This window comes from Uniformispora flossi, assembly GCF_049534875.1.
GTDB classification, from domain to species: domain Bacteria; phylum Actinomycetota; class Actinomycetes; order Streptomycetales; family Streptomycetaceae; genus Yinghuangia; species Yinghuangia aomiensis.
In genome coordinates this window covers 111,620-126,334 of sequence record NZ_JBMULZ010000014.1, presented here as the reverse complement: position 1 = coordinate 126,334, position 14,715 = coordinate 111,620, and the positions used below count along the sequence as shown (strand labels likewise).

At 71.7% G+C, this 14,715-nt stretch carries 14 protein-coding genes and 1 pseudogene; 13 read left to right on the top strand and 2 right to left on the bottom strand.

All coding sequences use genetic code 11. The features are described 5' to 3' along the window. Positions 1-44: 44 nt before the first annotated feature. The 3 genes and pseudogenes from ruvX to ACPA54_RS27120 all read left to right on the top strand — a co-directional run. Positions 45-494: pseudogene (gene ruvX, locus ACPA54_RS27130) on the top strand (Holliday junction resolvase RuvX); the annotation flags it as partial. Between the two features lie 250 nt (positions 495-744). After that, a complete protein-coding gene (gene mltG, locus ACPA54_RS27125; RefSeq protein WP_423534010.1) occupies positions 745-1,890 on the top strand; it encodes an endolytic transglycosylase MltG in 1,146 nt (381 codons plus the stop codon). Between the two features lie 5 nt (positions 1,891-1,895). Further along, positions 1,896-2,732 carry a shikimate dehydrogenase gene (locus ACPA54_RS27120; RefSeq protein WP_423534009.1) on the top strand — a complete coding sequence of 279 codons (837 nt, stop codon included), beginning with the start codon at positions 1,896-1,898 and terminating at the stop codon, positions 2,730-2,732. 43 nt (positions 2,733-2,775) lie between these two features. On the opposite strand, the gene ACPA54_RS27115 is transcribed toward ACPA54_RS27120, so the two are convergent. Next, positions 2,776-3,453 carry a prepilin peptidase gene (locus ACPA54_RS27115; RefSeq protein WP_423534008.1) on the bottom strand — a complete coding sequence of 226 codons (678 nt, stop codon included), beginning with the start codon at positions 3,451-3,453 and terminating at the stop codon, positions 2,776-2,778. Between the two features lie 341 nt (positions 3,454-3,794). On the opposite strand from ACPA54_RS27115, the gene aroC reads away from it, so the two are divergent. From aroC to ACPA54_RS27085, 6 genes are all read left to right on the top strand, one after another. After that, complete coding sequence (gene aroC / locus ACPA54_RS27110; protein WP_423534007.1) at positions 3,795-4,979, top strand: chorismate synthase; 1,185 nt, start codon at positions 3,795-3,797, stop codon at positions 4,977-4,979. A 70-nt stretch (positions 4,980-5,049) separates the two neighbouring features. Then, on the top strand, positions 5,050-5,664 hold the full coding sequence (locus ACPA54_RS27105; RefSeq protein ID WP_423534006.1) for a shikimate kinase: 615 nt from the start codon (positions 5,050-5,052) through the stop codon (positions 5,662-5,664). Next, positions 5,661-6,767, top strand: a complete 1,107-nt coding sequence (gene aroB, locus ACPA54_RS27100; RefSeq protein ID WP_423534005.1) for a 3-dehydroquinate synthase — start codon at positions 5,661-5,663, stop codon at positions 6,765-6,767. Before ACPA54_RS27105 ends, aroB begins: the two co-directional genes overlap by 4 nt. Beyond that, a complete protein-coding gene (gene aroQ / locus ACPA54_RS27095) occupies positions 6,764-7,213 on the top strand; it encodes a type II 3-dehydroquinate dehydratase (protein WP_423534004.1) in 450 nt (149 codons plus the stop codon). Before aroB ends, aroQ begins: the two co-directional genes overlap by 4 nt. Before the next feature lie 261 nt (positions 7,214-7,474). Next, positions 7,475-7,693 carry a CbtB domain-containing protein gene (locus ACPA54_RS27090; RefSeq protein WP_345677893.1) on the top strand — a complete coding sequence of 73 codons (219 nt, stop codon included), beginning with the start codon at positions 7,475-7,477 and terminating at the stop codon, positions 7,691-7,693. Positions 7,694-7,713: 20 nt separating this feature from the next. Then, positions 7,714-8,463, top strand: a complete 750-nt coding sequence (locus ACPA54_RS27085) for a CbtA family protein (RefSeq protein ID WP_423534003.1) — start codon at positions 7,714-7,716, stop codon at positions 8,461-8,463. Positions 8,464-8,536: 73 nt separating this feature from the next. Here the strand turns inward: ACPA54_RS27085 and ACPA54_RS27080 are convergent, their stop codons facing one another. Further along, positions 8,537-10,648 (bottom strand): trypsin-like peptidase domain-containing protein, encoded by a 2,112-nt coding sequence (locus tag ACPA54_RS27080; protein WP_423534002.1) that lies wholly within the window; start codon positions 10,646-10,648, stop codon positions 8,537-8,539. Between the two features lie 513 nt (positions 10,649-11,161). Here ACPA54_RS27080 and ACPA54_RS27075 point away from each other — a divergent pair. The 4 genes from ACPA54_RS27075 to nusB all read left to right on the top strand — a co-directional run bounded on the left by ACPA54_RS27075 (position 11,162) and on the right by nusB (position 14,572). After that, on the top strand, positions 11,162-12,241 hold the full coding sequence (locus ACPA54_RS27075) for an alpha/beta hydrolase (protein ID WP_423534001.1): 1,080 nt from the start codon (positions 11,162-11,164) through the stop codon (positions 12,239-12,241). Between the two features lie 162 nt (positions 12,242-12,403). Further along, complete coding sequence (locus ACPA54_RS27070) at positions 12,404-13,519, top strand: aminopeptidase P family protein (RefSeq protein ID WP_423534000.1); 1,116 nt, start codon at positions 12,404-12,406, stop codon at positions 13,517-13,519. A gap of 58 nt (positions 13,520-13,577) precedes the next feature. Next, complete coding sequence (gene efp / locus ACPA54_RS27065; RefSeq protein WP_345677898.1) at positions 13,578-14,144, top strand: elongation factor P; 567 nt, start codon at positions 13,578-13,580, stop codon at positions 14,142-14,144. Then, positions 14,144-14,572, top strand: coding sequence for a transcription antitermination factor NusB (nusB, locus tag ACPA54_RS27060; RefSeq protein WP_423533999.1), 429 nt, complete (start codon positions 14,144-14,146; stop codon positions 14,570-14,572). The genes efp and nusB overlap by 1 nt, the downstream gene beginning before the upstream one ends. Positions 14,573-14,715 lie beyond the last annotated feature (143 nt).

Below are 14,715 nucleotides of genomic sequence, written 5' to 3'. Positions count from 1 at the left end.
CCTTTGGGTCGGGGTGGGACACCGGTACCTGTGGGGAGGTACCGATGAGGAGAGGAGTCCGCGTCGCGGTCGACGTCGGCGACGTCCGCGTGGGCGTCGCTGCCTGCGACCCCGACGGCTTGGTCGCCACACCGGTCGAAACCGTGCCCGCCGGGCGCGGCGCCGTCCGGCGCATCGCCGACCTGGTCGCCGAACGCGACGCCGTCGAGGTCGTCGTCGGGCTGCCCCGCAGCCTGTCCGGACACGAAGGCGCCGCGGCCGGCAAAGCCCGCGACTTCGCCGCCCGGCTCGCCTCGGCGATTGCCCCGGTCGGCGTACGCCTGGTCGACGAACGGCTGACCACGGTCACCGCGACCCGCGACCTGCGCGCCTCGGGCGTACGGGGCCGCAAGGCCCGCACGGTGGTCGATCAGGCCGCGGCCGTGGTCATCCTCAACTCCGCGCTGGAGACCGAACGGTCCTCCGGCCGGCCGCCCGGCCTGGCGGTCGAGGTTCCCGGCGTGGCAGCAACGGGAACCGGAACCGCCGGCGGAGCGACTCCGCACTCGGAGGCGCCACCCGCAGGACAGCGCCACCCGGACGCCGACCCGCAAGCCGCGCCACCCGGCCGACCTGCGAAGAAGCCCCGCCGCAAGAAGGCCCCGAGCGACGCCTCCGCCCCGGAAGCGCCCCGCGAGGACGCCGCGCACCACCCGCATGCCCCGTCCCCGGCCCCAGCCCCGACCCAGGCGGAGACCACCCCAGATGAGTGACCTCGGACTGACGATGGACACGGAGCCGCGCAGTCGGCGCCGGGCCAAGAACGGCCGGTCCCGCGGCCGCAAGAAGGACAAGCGCGGCCGCAGCGGTTGCGCGGTGTTCATCGCGTTCGCCGTCGTCATCAGCTTGCTCGGCATGGGCGGGTGGTACGCCTACGGATTCGTGAAGGACCGTTTCGGCCCGCCGCCGGACTACAGCGGCGCCGGGGACAGCGGCAGCACGATCGTCGTCGTCGTCAAGCCCGGCTGGGTCGCCTCCAACATCGGCAACGAGCTGAAGCGCGCGGGCGTCGTCAAGAGCGTCGACGCGTTCACCAAGGCTTACACCGGCGACAAGCAGCAGCGGAACATCGAAGCCGCGGCCTATGTGATGAAGAAGCACATGTCCGCGAAGTCCGCCTTCGAGTTCATGGTCGACCGCAAGAACCAGTCCAAGGTGACGATCCCCGAAGGCACGCGCAAGAAGCGGGTCTACGAGATCCTCGCCAAGCAGATGCAGCTGCAGCCCGCGGACATCGAGAAGGCCGCCGCCGACCCGTCGATCGGCCTTCCCGCGTGGGCGAACGGCCAGATCGAAGGCTTCCTGTTCCCGACGCAGTATCCCGTCGCGCCCGGCATGAACCCGGTCGACGTGCTGCGCGACATGGTGACCAACGCGAAGAACAAGTTCACCGCGTGGAAGCTCGAGGAACGTGCCGCCGCCCTCGGCAAGTCGCCGTACGACATCATCACGATCGCCAGCCTCGTGCAGGCCGAGGCCAAGCACGACGACGACTTCGGCAAGATCTCGCGCGTCGTCTACAACCGTCTGTCGGCCAAGATGAACCTGGGCTTCGACTCGACGGTCAACTACGGCCTCGACCGCAACAACATCGTGGTGACCCAGAAGGAGCTGTCGCAGGACACCCCCTGGAACACCTACATGCACGGCGGCCTGCCGCAGACGCCCATCGACAACCCCGGCAAGCAGGCCATCGACGCCGCGCTGGCGCCGACGGAAGGCAAGTGGCTGTACTTCGTCACCGTCAACCTTCAGACCGGCGAGACGAAGTACGCGGAGACCGCCGCCCAGCACGAGAAGAACCAGAAGGAATTCCAGGACTACCTCAAGAGCCAGAAGAACGGCGGCTGACGCACGTGACCGACCAGCACCACCGGGCCGCAGTGCTCGGCTCTCCGATCGCCCACTCGCTGTCCCCGGTCCTGCACCGGGCGGCGTACCGGGCGCTCGGGCTCGACGGGTGGACGTACGAAGCGCACGAGGTCGACGAAGCCGGGCTCCCGGCTTTCGTCGCCGGCCTCGACGGGTCGTGGGCGGGCTTGTCCCTCACCATGCCCCTCAAGCGCGCGATACTCCCGCTGCTCGACGAGGTGTCGGCGGTCGCGACGGACGTCGAAGCCGTCAACACGGTGCTGTTCGGTACGGACGGGCGGCGGACCGGGGACAACACCGACGTCCCCGGCCTGGTCGCCGCGCTCCGCGAACGCGGCGTGGAGAAGGTCGACTCGGCGGCGGTCTTCGGTGCCGGTGCGACCGCGACCTCGACACTGGCCGCGCTCCGGTCGGTGTGCACGGGCCCTGTGCGGGCCTACGTGCGCGGCGCGCTGCGGGCGCAGGAGATGTTCGAGGCCGGGGAACGGCTCGGTGTCGAGATCCAGATCCGGCCGTGGGAGGACGCCCGGAAGGCGTTCGACTATCCGCTGGTGGTGTCGACGACCCCCAAGGGGGCGACCGATCACTTGGTCGGCGATGTTCCCGGCTCGGCCGGTGTGCTTTTCGACGTGGTCTACGACCCGTGGCCGACGCCTTTGGCGGCGGCGTGGTCCGCGGCCGGCGGGAAGGTCGTCGGCGGACTGGATCTGCTGGTGCACCAGGCGGTGCTGCAGGTCGAGCTGATGACCGGCCGGCCCGGGCCGCTCGCGGAGATGCGGGCGGCCGGGGAGGCGGCTTTGCGGGCGCGGTCCGCGGGCTGAGTTTTCCTTGTGGTGACGGCCGACGGCGTTGTGCCGTCGGCCGTCACCATGTCCGGTAGGCCTCGGTGAGTTCGGTGCCGAAGAGGATTCCGCCGAGGGCGCCGAGCAGCATCCACGGCCCGAAGGCCAGCGGGGTGTCGAGCCGTGCTCGGCCGGAGACCAGCATGAAGGCCGCCGCCGTGCCTGCTCCGACGAAGGACAGGGCGGCTCCGGCGATCAACTCGCCCCAGCCGAGCCAGGAGAGGTGCAGGCCGAGGACGGCGGCGAGCTTGACGTCGCCGAAGCCCAGCGCGCCGCGACGGAAGACGGCCAGCGCGAAGTGGTACGCGGCCAGCACGACGGCGCCTGCGAGGGCGCGTAGGTACGAGCCGATTTCGTCGACGGCGAGTGCTTCAATGCCGAGCAGGCTGAGGCCCGCGAGGAGTATCGCAGCGGTGACGATGTCGGGCAGGCGGAGCGTGCGCAGGTCGACGAGGGCCAGGACGACGCCGCCTGCGGCGAGGGCGAAGAAGGCGACGAGGTCGAGGCCGGGGCCCAGGCGCCAGGCGAGGGTGGTGAAGAGCGCGGCGGTGATCGCGCCGAGGGTGAGGGCGGCGGGGGCGTGGCTGCGCGCCGCTGGGGCCGACGGGCCCGGGGAGGCGAGACGGTCGGCGGGGGAGCGGAGAGCGCAGCCGACGGCGAAGCCTAAGACGGCGCACAGGAGAGACGGTCCGTGAAGCACGGGTCAGAGATTACGGTGGATGAGCAGCAGGATGCGGTGAGTTATCCACAGGGTCGGGTTTCGTGTTCGACACTTGCGAACCGCCGCCGCAAGACTGGCCGTGTCGGAAATCTCCGACGGCGGCGGGGGCGGGGGAGGGGCTTTCGACGCGAGACCGACTCCCGGAGATGGTGGGAGGAGGGAGGGCCCTTTGTCGTGTGCGGCAGACCGCGCCCGTGTTCTTCGTCCATCCCTCGGACGTCGTCACAACCCCCACCCCCCGGCATGAAAGGATCTCCCCAGGAACCCCCGCCACCGAGCGGGCTCCCCGGCAGTCGCCGGGCCGCACTGGAGGAACACCGTTGGGCAACTTGCGCTGGCTGACCGCGGGCGAATCGCACGGTCCCGCCCTCGTCGCAACCCTGGAGGGCCTCCCCGCCGGGGTCCCCGTGACCACCGAGGCCGTGGCGGACGCGCTTGCGCGCCGGCGGCTCGGTTATGGCCGCGGCGCGCGCATGAAGTTCGAGCGGGACGAGGTGACGTTCCTCGGCGGCGTGCGGCACGGGCTGTCGCTCGGCAGCCCGGTCGCGATCATGGTCGGCAACACCGAGTGGCCGAAGTGGGAGCAGGTCATGTCGGCCGACCCGGTCGACGAGGACATCCTCGCGGGTCTCGCGCGCAACGCGCCGCTGACCCGGCCCCGTCCCGGGCACGCCGACCTCGCGGGCATGCAGAAGTACGGCTTCGACGAGGCCCGCCCGATCCTGGAGCGCGCGAGCGCCCGCGAGACCGCGGCCCGCGTCGCGCTCGGCGCGGTCGCGTCGTCGTTCCTGGAAGCCGCGGCCGGCATCCGCATCGTGAGCCACGTCGTCGAGTTCGGTGCCGCGAAGGCGCCGAGCGGCGTCGTCCCCACGCCCGACGACACCGAGCGCCTCGACGCCGACCCGGTGCGTTGCCTCGACGCCGAGGCCAGCGCGGCGATGGTCGCCGAGGTCGACGCCGCGCACGAGGCCGGCGACACGCTCGGCGGTGTCGTCGAGGTCCTCGCGTACGGCCTCCCGCCGGGTCTCGGCAGCCACGTCCACTGGGACCGGCGCCTCGACGCGCGGCTCGCCGCCGCGCTCATGGGCATCCAGGCCATCAAGGGCGTCGAGGTCGGCGACGGCTTCGACCTGGCCCGGGTCCGCGGCTCGCAGGCGCACGACGAGATCGTCAACACCCCCGACGGCGCCCGCCGCACCTCGGGCCGTTCCGGCGGCACCGAGGGCGGCATGTCGACCGGCGAGGTGCTGCGCGTCCGCGCCGCGATGAAGCCGATCGCGACGGTGCCGCGCGCGCTGGCCACCTTCGACGTCCGCACCGGCGAGGTCGCGCAGGCCCACCACCAGCGCTCCGACGTCGCCGCGGTCCCCGCGGCCGGCATCGTCGCCGAGGCCATGGTCGCGCTCGTGCTCGCCGACGCCGTCACGGAGAAGTTCGGCGGCGACTCGGTACCCGAGACCCGCCGCAACCTCACGGCGTACCTCGACACGCTCGCCATCAAGTAGCCGCCCCGGGCCCGGGCACCCGCCCGGGCCTGCCGCGGAACCGCAGAATCGCAGAATCAGGGGAGTTCCGATGGACGCACGCCCCGCCGCACACCCCGGCCCGGGGCCCGTCGTCGTCCTCGTCGGCCCGCCCGGCGCCGGCAAGACCACGGTCGGGATACTGCTCGCCGAGCACTACGGCGTCGCCTTCCGGGACACCGACGCGGACATCGAGCAGACCGCCGGCAAGCCCATCCCCGACATCTTCGTCGACGAAGGCGAGCCGCACTTCCGCGCCCTCGAGCACCAGGCCGTCGCCGACGCCCTCGCCGGCCACCCCGGCGTCCTCGCCCTCGGCGGCGGCGCCGTCATGGACCCGGCGACCCGGAAACTCCTCGCCGACCACCCCGTCGCCTTCCTCGACGTCGAACTCGCCGACGCGGTACGCCGCGTCGGCCTCGACGCGCCCCGCCCGCTGCTCATCGGCAACCCGCGCGCCCGCTGGCGGGAACTCATGGGCCAGCGCCGCCCGCTGTACGAAGAAGTCGCCACGGTGATCGTGCCCACCGCCGGGCGCACCCCCGCCCAGGTCGCCGACGCCGTCGCCGCGGCCCTCGGCGAAGCCGCCTCCGCGGAGCCGGGCACCCCGCAGCAGAACGACCGCCCCGGGGCAGCCCCCGCGGACCACAAGGACCAGGAGCGATGAGCGCAACCAGCGAACCCGTCCGCATCGCGGTCGGAGCCGAAACCGCACCCGACAGCGAGCGGTACGAAGTCGTCGTCGGCACCGGCCTCCTCGGCGAACTCGCCGCGATGCTCGGCCCGCGCGTTCGCCGCGTCGCCGTGATCCACCCGGAAGCGCTCAGCGTCGCCGGCGAAGCCGTCCGCGAAGACCTCGCCGCGCAGGGCTACGACGCCATCGCCATCCAGGTCCCCAACGCCGAAGAAGCCAAGGACGTCCAGGTCGCCGCGTACTGCTGGTCGGTGCTCGGCCAGACCGGCTTCACCCGCTCCGACGCGATCGTCGGCATCGGCGGCGGTGCCACCACCGACCTGGCCGGCTTCGTCGCCGCGTCCTGGCTGCGCGGGGTCCGCTGGATCGCCATCCCGACCACGCTCCTGGGCATGGTCGACGCCGCCGTCGGCGGCAAGACCGGCATCAACACTGCCGAAGGCAAGAACCTCGTCGGCGCGTTCCACCCCCCGGCCGGCGTCCTCGCCGACCTCGCCACGCTGGAAACGCTGCCCGCCAACGACTACATCAGCGGGCTCGCCGAGGTCGTCAAGGCCGGTTTCATCGTCGACCCGGTGATCCTCGACCTCATCGAGTCCGACCCGGCCGGCGCGCGCACCCATGCGGGCCCCCACACCGCCGAACTCATCGAACGCGCCATCCGGGTCAAGGCCGACGTCGTCACCAACGACCTCAAGGAATCCGGCACCCGCGAGTTCCTCAACTACGGCCACACCCTCGGCCACGCCATCGAGAAGGCCGAGCGCTACAAATGGCGGCACGGCGCCGCCGTCAGCGTCGGCATGGTCTACGCCGCCGAACTCGGCCGCCTCGCCGGCCGACTCGACGATGCCACCGCCGACCGGCACAAGACCGTCCTGGAGGCCCTGGGCCTGCCGCTCACCTACCGCGGCGACGCCTGGCCCAAGCTCCTCGACAGCATGCGCATCGACAAGAAGTCGCGCGCCGACCGGCTCCGCTTCGTCGTCCTCGACGGCCTGGCCAAGCCCGCCATCCTCGAAGCGCCCGACCCGGCCATGCTGGCCGCCGCGTACGGCGAGGTGGCGCGCTCGTGACCGCCCCCACCCGCGTCCTCGTCCTCAACGGCCCCAACCTCGGCCGCCTCGGCAGCCGCGAGCCCGACGTGTACGGCTCCACCTCGTACGCCGGCCTCGTCGCCGCCTGCGAGAAGACCGGCGCCGAACTCGGGTTCGCCGTCGAGGTCCGGGAGACCAACGACGAAGGCGAAATGATCCGCTGGATCCACGACGCCGCCGACGCGCGTACCCCCGTCGTGATCAACCCCGGCGCCTTCACGCACTACTCGTACGGCCTGCGCGACGCCATCGCGCAACGCACCGCGCCGCTCATCGAGGTGCACATCTCCAACCCGTACGCCCGCGAGGAGTTCCGGCACACCAGCGTCGTCGCCGCCGTCGCCACCGGCACGATCGCCGGCTTCGGCATCGGCTCGTACCAACTGGCGTTGCGTGCCCTCGCCGACCAACTCGCGCAATCCTGAGGCAACTTCCGTCGCCGCGCCGGTAGGGGGGCGTCGGGCCGCACGTCGTCGAGCACGCGCTGTTATTGACGACATATAGCCCGAACCCCTACGGTGCGAACGACATCGCGATGCTGTGGGGAAGCCGGTGAGAATCCGGCGCGGACGCGCCACTGTGATCGGTACGGCACGAGCCCCGGCAACGCGGGCACCGTGGCCAGCCGTCAGTCAGACCCTCCACGTCGCGCACCACCAGCGGGCGCGTGCCCCGAAGGAGGAACCATGGCCACGGCTGCCATCCCCACTCCCCATGCCGAACCCGTCCCCGTGCGCATTCCGGTGCGCGAAGTGCTGCCCTGGGCAGCCTTCATGGGGGCGGTGATGCTCTTCCTCATCTACTTCGTCGGCGCCGAGCAGGGCGCACTGGCGATCTTCTCCGGAAACGGCGTGCACGAGTTCGTGCACGACGGCCGGCACCTGCTCGCGTTCCCCTGCCACTGACGGCCCTGGGGAACCGCCTGATGATGCGCAACCTGCTGGTCCGCGGCATGCTCACTGGTGTCGCGGCCGGCCTCCTCGCCTGGGTGTTCGCGTGGATCTTCGGAGAACCCGAAGTCCGCCACGCCATCGCTTTCGAAGAGCACCAGTCCGCCCACGACCACGCCGCCCAGGGGCATGCCGGCGGACACGACGAATCCGAACCGGTCAGCCGCGCCGTGCAAAGCACCGCCGGCCTGCTCACCGGGGTCACCGTGTACGGGATCGCGATCGGCGGGCTCTTCGCCCTCGTGTTCGCGCTCGCCTACGGCCGACTCGGACCCTACGGCGCCCGCGCCACCGCCGGGACCATCGCCGCCGTCGGCTTCGTCGCCGTCGTCCTCGTGCCCTTCCTGAAGTACCCCGCGCAACCGCCCGCGGTCGGCGACCCCGACACGCTCACGGAACGCACGGTCTCCTACTTCGGGATCATCGCGATCAGCATCGCCGTCGCCGTCGGCGCGGCTTACCTGGCACGGCAGTTCGCACCGCGGTGGGGGACGGCCAACGCCGTCCTCGCGGCGATCGCGGCCTACGTCGTCGCCATGGCGTTGATCGCTCTCGCCCTGCCCGCCGCGGACGCCGTCCCGGAGGGATTCTCCGCCAGTGTGCTGTGGCGGTTCCGCATGGCCGCCCTGGGCGTCCAGGCGGTGCTGTGGACCACGTTTGGCGTCCTGTTCGGCGTTCTCGCGGGCAAGGTCGTCGAACGGCCGCGGGTGGCTTTGGCTGCCTGACATCGGTCGTGCGAGGGGCGCCAGGCAGCCGGCCTGGCGCCCCTCGGGCGTTCGGTGAACGCTCAGTAGGCCCTCAGCGGGGTGTGAGCCCCAGCAACGCGGCGATGGCGCCCGCGACTTCGGGCTGCGACAAGTAGGCATCGATGTCGTGCGCCCGGTCGCGGGGATTGTCCACCGAGCATTCCGTGCTCAGCCCGCTCCACGTGCCGCGCAGCGGACAGCCGATCGCGACGCCGTCGGCGGGCGCCCAGCCGTTGAACCACCGCGGCACACGGGACGGCAGGTGCGGCCCCGCGGTGGCCAGCCGCGCGTACACGGTGTCCAGGCCCAGCGGGGCGCCCACCGTGACCAGGCCGGTCACCGTCGGTCCGTTGCCGAGCCCGGCGAGGAGATCCATGCCGACCACGGTGCCCAGGCTGTGCGCCACCAGGACGATGCCTCCGGAGGCGGGCACGGTGTCGCGTACGCAGGCCAGGACTTGGTCGCGGGTGCGGGCGTCGTCGAGGAACATCGCGACGTCGCGGAATGCGGCCGCGACCAGCAAGCGGTCGACGCCGGAATGACGGGCCAGCCAGTCCAGGGGCTTGCGGGTCACCCGGACGACCGTGCCGAGCGCGAAGCCCTCGTCTTCCGCGGTGCCGCTCTGCGCGGGCATGCCCGCCTGCTCGGCGGCTTGGCCGAGCATGCGCTCGTAGAGGTCGCGCGCCGACGGCGACGCGGGGGCGGCCGCGGCCGCGGGGTCGTCGGCGACCAGGTCGAAACCGGCCGGGGCCGACTCCTGCGTGCGCAGCGCGGCGGCCAGAAGGTCGCCGTAGAAGGGGAAGAAGACGTCGGCCGGGTCGACGGTGGGGAAGCCGAGGCGGGTCAGACCGGCATTCAGGCCCGCGGTCCACTCGCGGCGCAGGTCTTCCGGCCGGTGCCCTTGCTGGCTGCGGCCGTGCAGGAACACCAGCTGCCGGTCGGGGCCGAACGCGGCGGGGCGGCCGGAGATGCCGGAGAGGACCGGGGCGGCTTCGGCGGCACGGGGGGAAGGGAGCGTGGGTGGCGCGGGCGGCGGCGGGACCCCCGGTGCGGGCGGGGCGGCCGGGGGCACGCCTTCGGGGGGTGTGCCGGGGTCGGCCGCCGGAGCCGCTGGAGCCGCCGGGGGAGCGGCCGCGGCCGGGCCCAGTTCGGCGAGGATGCCGCGGACAGCGTCGGTGGATGCCCGGGCGGCCAGGTGGCGGACCACGACGCTGATACGGGCGCCCTCGTTGGCGACCCAGGACACCGCGGCGTCGCCCTGCTCCGCCGTCCAGACGCCGCCGTCGACGTTGAGCGTGCGGCCCTGGTCGTCACTGTTCGGTACGCCGCGGTGGTGCAGCGCGACGACCTCCCACTGGTCGTTGAACACCGGGGATCCGGAGTTCCCCGGCTCGGTGTCGGTCTGGTAGTGCAGGAACTCGTCGAGGCGCAGCAGCAGCCGGTTGTCGCGGATGGCGATTTCCTTCAGCCGCCCGGACGGGTGGCCGATGATGTTCACCGGGTCGCCGACGACGAGTTTGCCTTCGGAGGCGTCGAGCCGGTTCCAGCCGAACACGTCGCCTGCCGCGCGGCCGTCCGGGCCGGGGGCGACCGCGACCAGTGCGTAGTCGAGGTTTTCGTCCGCGGTGAAGAACACGTCGGCGGCGAAGGAGAACCGAGTGCCCGCCAGCGGCATGCCGTCCAGGCCGGTGTCGGCACCGAATTCGACGAACGCTTCGCCGGCCGTGGCGGCGTCCGGGAAGACGTGGTGGTTGGTGAGGAGGAGCCGCGGGGCGACCAGAAACCCGGTCGCGCAGGCTTGGGTGCGCCCGTCCGCGGTGGACCAGATCCGGCCCACGGTGGCGGCGGCCCGCACACCGCGCGGCAGGAACGCCGACGACTGCAGGTCGTTGGAGGCGCCGATGATGCGCTCGTCGGCGACCGTCGGATTCGGTTCGGCCGCTATGGCCGAGAGGCGCTCGTCGGGCACCGCGCCCGCTTGGACCAGCCGCCGGGCGCGGCGGGCGAGGCGGTCTGGATCGTCCGGAAACCGCATGCCGTCCCGGCGGCGCTGCTCGATGCGTTCGAGCAGGCCCGATGCCGCCCGGTAGCGCGCTCCGGCGGCGGCGGTCTGCCGTGCCAAGCGCTCGGACCAGCCTGCGCCCGCGTCGTCGTCGATATGCATGCCGACCACCCCCGCCGTCGTCCGGAGTCGGTGCTTCGCTGGGCAGTTTAGAACCGGGAGTGCCCGAAATGCCCGCGGTCAGCAGGGATTTCATCCGGACGAGTGCGGGGGCTGTGGATAGGCGCCGGGTTGTCCACAGACCGGGCTTTTTGCCCTCGACGAAGGGAGTCGAGAGTCGCAAGACTCGCCGCGTCGGAGTGATCCGACGGCGGCGGGGGTGGGGGAGGGCACCCGCAAGCTCCGGGCGCGAGGCGGCGGGAGAGGGAGGGCCCGACAGGGGTGGCTGAAACTCGGCGAAGTCAGTTGCCTCCAGAGCCCGTTGCTTGACTTCTCACCCCCCACCCCAGAACCTATGCCCGACCGGTCGGTCATTCATCACCGCACGCGCACATCCCTTGAGGCCCGCCAATCACCGCACGCGCACATCCCTTGAGGCCCGCCAATCCCGGGCCGACGACCACGAGGAATCCGCCTGTGAAACGCAGTCTCGCCGCGTCAGCCGCCGCAATAGCCATGGCTGTGGGCGCTATCGCCACCGCCCTTGTCGGATCGCCCGCCGTCGCCGACGACCAACCCCCGCCGGACGTCCGCTCGTCGTTCGTCTACGGCTACGGGCTCGGGCCGATGGGAACCGCCGCCCGGCCTGGCGAAGTCGCCAACACGCCCTTCGACTTCGTGTTCACCGTGTCGACCTCCGAGGTCGCCGGGACCGCGATGAACGACGGCGGACACCACATCCGGATCGTGCTGCCGTCGGACTACTACAGCAACCCGACCAAGCGCTACCCCGTGCTCTACCTGCTCAACGGCTCCGACCAGAACGCCGACGCCGCCACGTACTTCAACGGCTACGACAAAGTCGACAGCAACGCCGGGATGATCTACGTCATCCCCGACGGCGGCACACGCAGCTGGTACTCCAACTGGCTCAACCAGAACAGCCCCGCCAGCGCCCAGCGGTGGGAGAACTTCCACATCAACCAGGTCATCCCGTTCATCGACGCGAACCTGCGCACCATGGCCGACAAGCAGCACCGCGCGATCGCCGGGATCTCGATGGGCGGCTTCGGCGCCGTCCGCTACGCCGAGCGCCACCCCGACCTGTTCTCGCAGGTCGCCTCGTTCTCCGGCGACCTGGACATGTCCCGCATGTCGGCGGACCTGCGCACCGCCGTCGTCGCGTCGCTGACCACCTACCCGCCCGCGGTCGGCAGTGACGATTTGTGGGGCACCCCCTACCCGTTCTCCGTCAACCCGCCGTACTCCGACGTGCTGTGGAACGACGCCAGCCCGGGCGCGCACGCCGCCGCCTTGCAGGGCATCGGTGTGTCGATCTACGTCGGCAACGGCGGCGGCGGCGCGGTCCCGCCGCCGCCCACCGACATCGCGAACTTCTTCGAGTGGTGGCTGCCGGGCGCGGCCGGGCACTTCACGGACGCCTTGGCCGCGGCGGGCGTGCCCTACCACTACGTGAACTACGGCGACGGAACGGGCACCCCCTGGGCCGACTGCGGCGGCAGCCACAGCCGGAAGTGCTGGAACCACGACTTCACCGACTACATCCCGCGCCTCCAGCAGTCCTTCGGCATCTAGCGCGGCACTTAGCTCGGCACCAGCGCGGCATGTAGCTCGGCAGCAGCACAGACAAGACCGTCCGGCCCCGGCCTCCCCGGCCCGGGGCCGGGCGCGTCCGGCCCGACACCCCCGACCCGTCGCCTCCCCTGCTCCCCCCGCGCCCGGGGTTACCCTGACGTCATGCCCGAGGCCCACGCCGTCCGTCGTGATCGGCTGCGTGCCCGTGTGGCCGCCGCCGGGGCGGACGCCGCACTGATCACGAACCTCGTCAACGTGCGGTACCTGACCGGCTTCACCGGTTCCAACGCCGCCCTCCTCGTCCACGCCCCCGTCGCCGACGGGGCCCAAGGCCGCCCGGGCACGGTCCTGTGCACGGACGGCCGCTACACCACGCAGGCGGCCGAGGAAGCCCCGGACGTCGAGGTCCTCGTCGACCGCCAAACCGCCCCCGAGCTCGCGAAGCGGGCGGTGCGGGACGGCGCCCGGCGGCTCGCACTCGAAGAGCACGCGGTCACCGTCGAGCTGTACCGGACGCTCGGCGAGGCCGCGGAAGGCGCCGAGCGCGTCACCCTGGGCCGTGCCGTCGAAGAGCTGCGCCGGGTCAAGGACGCCGACGAGATCGCCACGCTGCGTATCGCGTGTGAGATCGGCGACCAGGCGATCGCCGAGATGATCGAGTCGATCCTGGTCGGCCGCACCGAGCGGCACATCGCGCTCGAACTGGAACGCCGCATGGCCGACCACGGCGCCGACTCTCCCGCGTTCCCGACGATCGTCGCGTCCGGCCCGCATTCCGCGATCCCGCACCACAGCCCGGGGGACCGGCGGGTCGAGGACGGCGACTTCCTGAAGATCGACTTCGGGGCGTGCTACCGCGGCTACCACGCGGACATGACGCGCACTTTCGTGATCGGCAACGAGCCCGCCGACTGGCAGGTGGAGATCTACGACATCGTCTTCGCCGCGCAGAAAGCCGGGCGGGAAGCGCTTGCCCCGGGGGTCGAGACGTCCGCGGTGCACCGGGCCGCGCAGGCCGTCATCGAGGCATCCGGTTACGGAGAGTACTTCCCCCATGGCGTAGGGCACGGGGTCGGGCTGGAGATCCACGAGGACCCGCGCATGGGGCCGACGACGGACGGTAAGCTGGACGCTTGCATGCCGGTCACCGTCGAGCCGGGGATCTACCTCCCGGGGCGCGGCGGCGTCCGCATCGAAGACACTCTCGTGGTCCGTCCGCCCGAGGACGGCGGGCCCGAGCTACTCACCATCACGACCAAGGAGCTGCTCGTCCTGTAGCGCTGTGCGCGATCAGGGTGGGGAGCCGGTCCGAAGCAACGCAGGAGATCCCGCACCCGTGGCCACGACCAACGACCTGAAGAACGGCATGGTGCTCAAGCTCGACGGTGGACAGCTCTGGTCCGTCGTGGAGTTCCAGCACGTCAAGCCGGGCAAGGGCCCCGCCTTCGTCCGTACCAAGCTCAAGAACGTGCTCTCCGGCAAGGTCGTGGACAAGACCTTCAACGCGGGCATCAAGGTCGACACGGCCAACGTGGACCGGCGCGGCATGCAGTTCTCGTACAAGGACGGCGAGGACTTCGTGTTCATGGACACGGAGACCTACGAGCAGCTGCCGGTCACCCCGGCCGTCGTCGGCGACGCCGCGCGCTTCCTGCTCGAGGGCTTCGAGGCCACCGTCGCGATGTACGAGGGGTCGGCGCTGTACGTCGAGCTTCCCGCGTCCGTCGAGCTGGTCATCGAGTACACCGAGCCGGGCGTGCAGGGCGACCGCTCCACCGGCGGCACCAAGCCGGCGAAGCTGGAGACCGGCTACGAGATCGGCGTCCCGCTGTTCATCACGACGGGTGAGAAGGTCAAGGTCGACACCCGTTCCGGCGACTACCTGGGCCGCGTGAACAACTAGTGGCTGGTGCCCGTTCCAAGACCCGCCGCCGGGCGCTGCAGATCCTCTTCGAGGCGGATCAGCGCGGGGGCGACCCGGTCACGGTTCTGGCCGACTGGGTGGGCCGTTCGCGGACCGACCCGGACATGCCGCCGGTCGCCGAGTACACGATGCAGCTCGTCGAGGGCGTGCAGGGGCACCGGGCGCGGATCGACGACCTGATCGCGACGTACGCGGTCGGGTGGACGATGGACCGCATGCCGACGGTGGACCGCAACGTGCTGCGCCTCGGCGTGTACGAGCTGCTGTGGGAAGACGACGTGCCGGACGCGGTCGCGATCGACGAGGCCGTCGAACTCGCCAAGGAGTTCTCGACCGACGATTCACCGCAGTTCGTGAACGGCCTGCTGGCGCGGCTGAAGGACCTCAAGCCGACCCTGCACCGCTGACCTCCGGGTCACCCGGACCGCCGCGAGGGGCGGAGACGGCTTCCGGCGCCCGCCGGGGGTCGGTCCCCGCGGGCGCCGCCGTGTTTTAGGGGTCGGCAACCCCGCAAAACCCAGTTGCAGGGGTGCCGATGCAAAACCTTGGG

Bases quoted from the DNA above. Each gene is read 5' to 3' on its own strand.
- mltG (WP_423534010.1), top strand. From the start codon at position 745: ATGAGTGACCTCGGACTGACGATGGACACGGAGCCGCGCAGTCGGCGC.
- ACPA54_RS27105 (WP_423534006.1), top strand. From the start codon at position 5,050: ATGGACGCACGCCCCGCCGCACACCCCGGCCCGGGGCCCGTCGTCGTC.
- aroB (WP_423534005.1), top strand. From the start codon at position 5,661: ATGAGCGCAACCAGCGAACCCGTCCGCATCGCGGTCGGAGCCGAAACC.
- ACPA54_RS27090 (WP_345677893.1), top strand. From the start codon at position 7,475: ATGGCCACGGCTGCCATCCCCACTCCCCATGCCGAACCCGTCCCCGTG.
- ACPA54_RS27085 (WP_423534003.1), top strand. From the start codon at position 7,714: ATGATGCGCAACCTGCTGGTCCGCGGCATGCTCACTGGTGTCGCGGCC.
- ACPA54_RS27080 (WP_423534002.1), bottom strand. From the start codon at position 10,648: ATGCATATCGACGACGACGCGGGCGCAGGCTGGTCCGAGCGCTTGGCA.
- ACPA54_RS27075 (WP_423534001.1), top strand. From the start codon at position 11,162: ATGGCTGTGGGCGCTATCGCCACCGCCCTTGTCGGATCGCCCGCCGTC.
- ACPA54_RS27070 (WP_423534000.1), top strand. From the start codon at position 12,404: ATGCCCGAGGCCCACGCCGTCCGTCGTGATCGGCTGCGTGCCCGTGTG.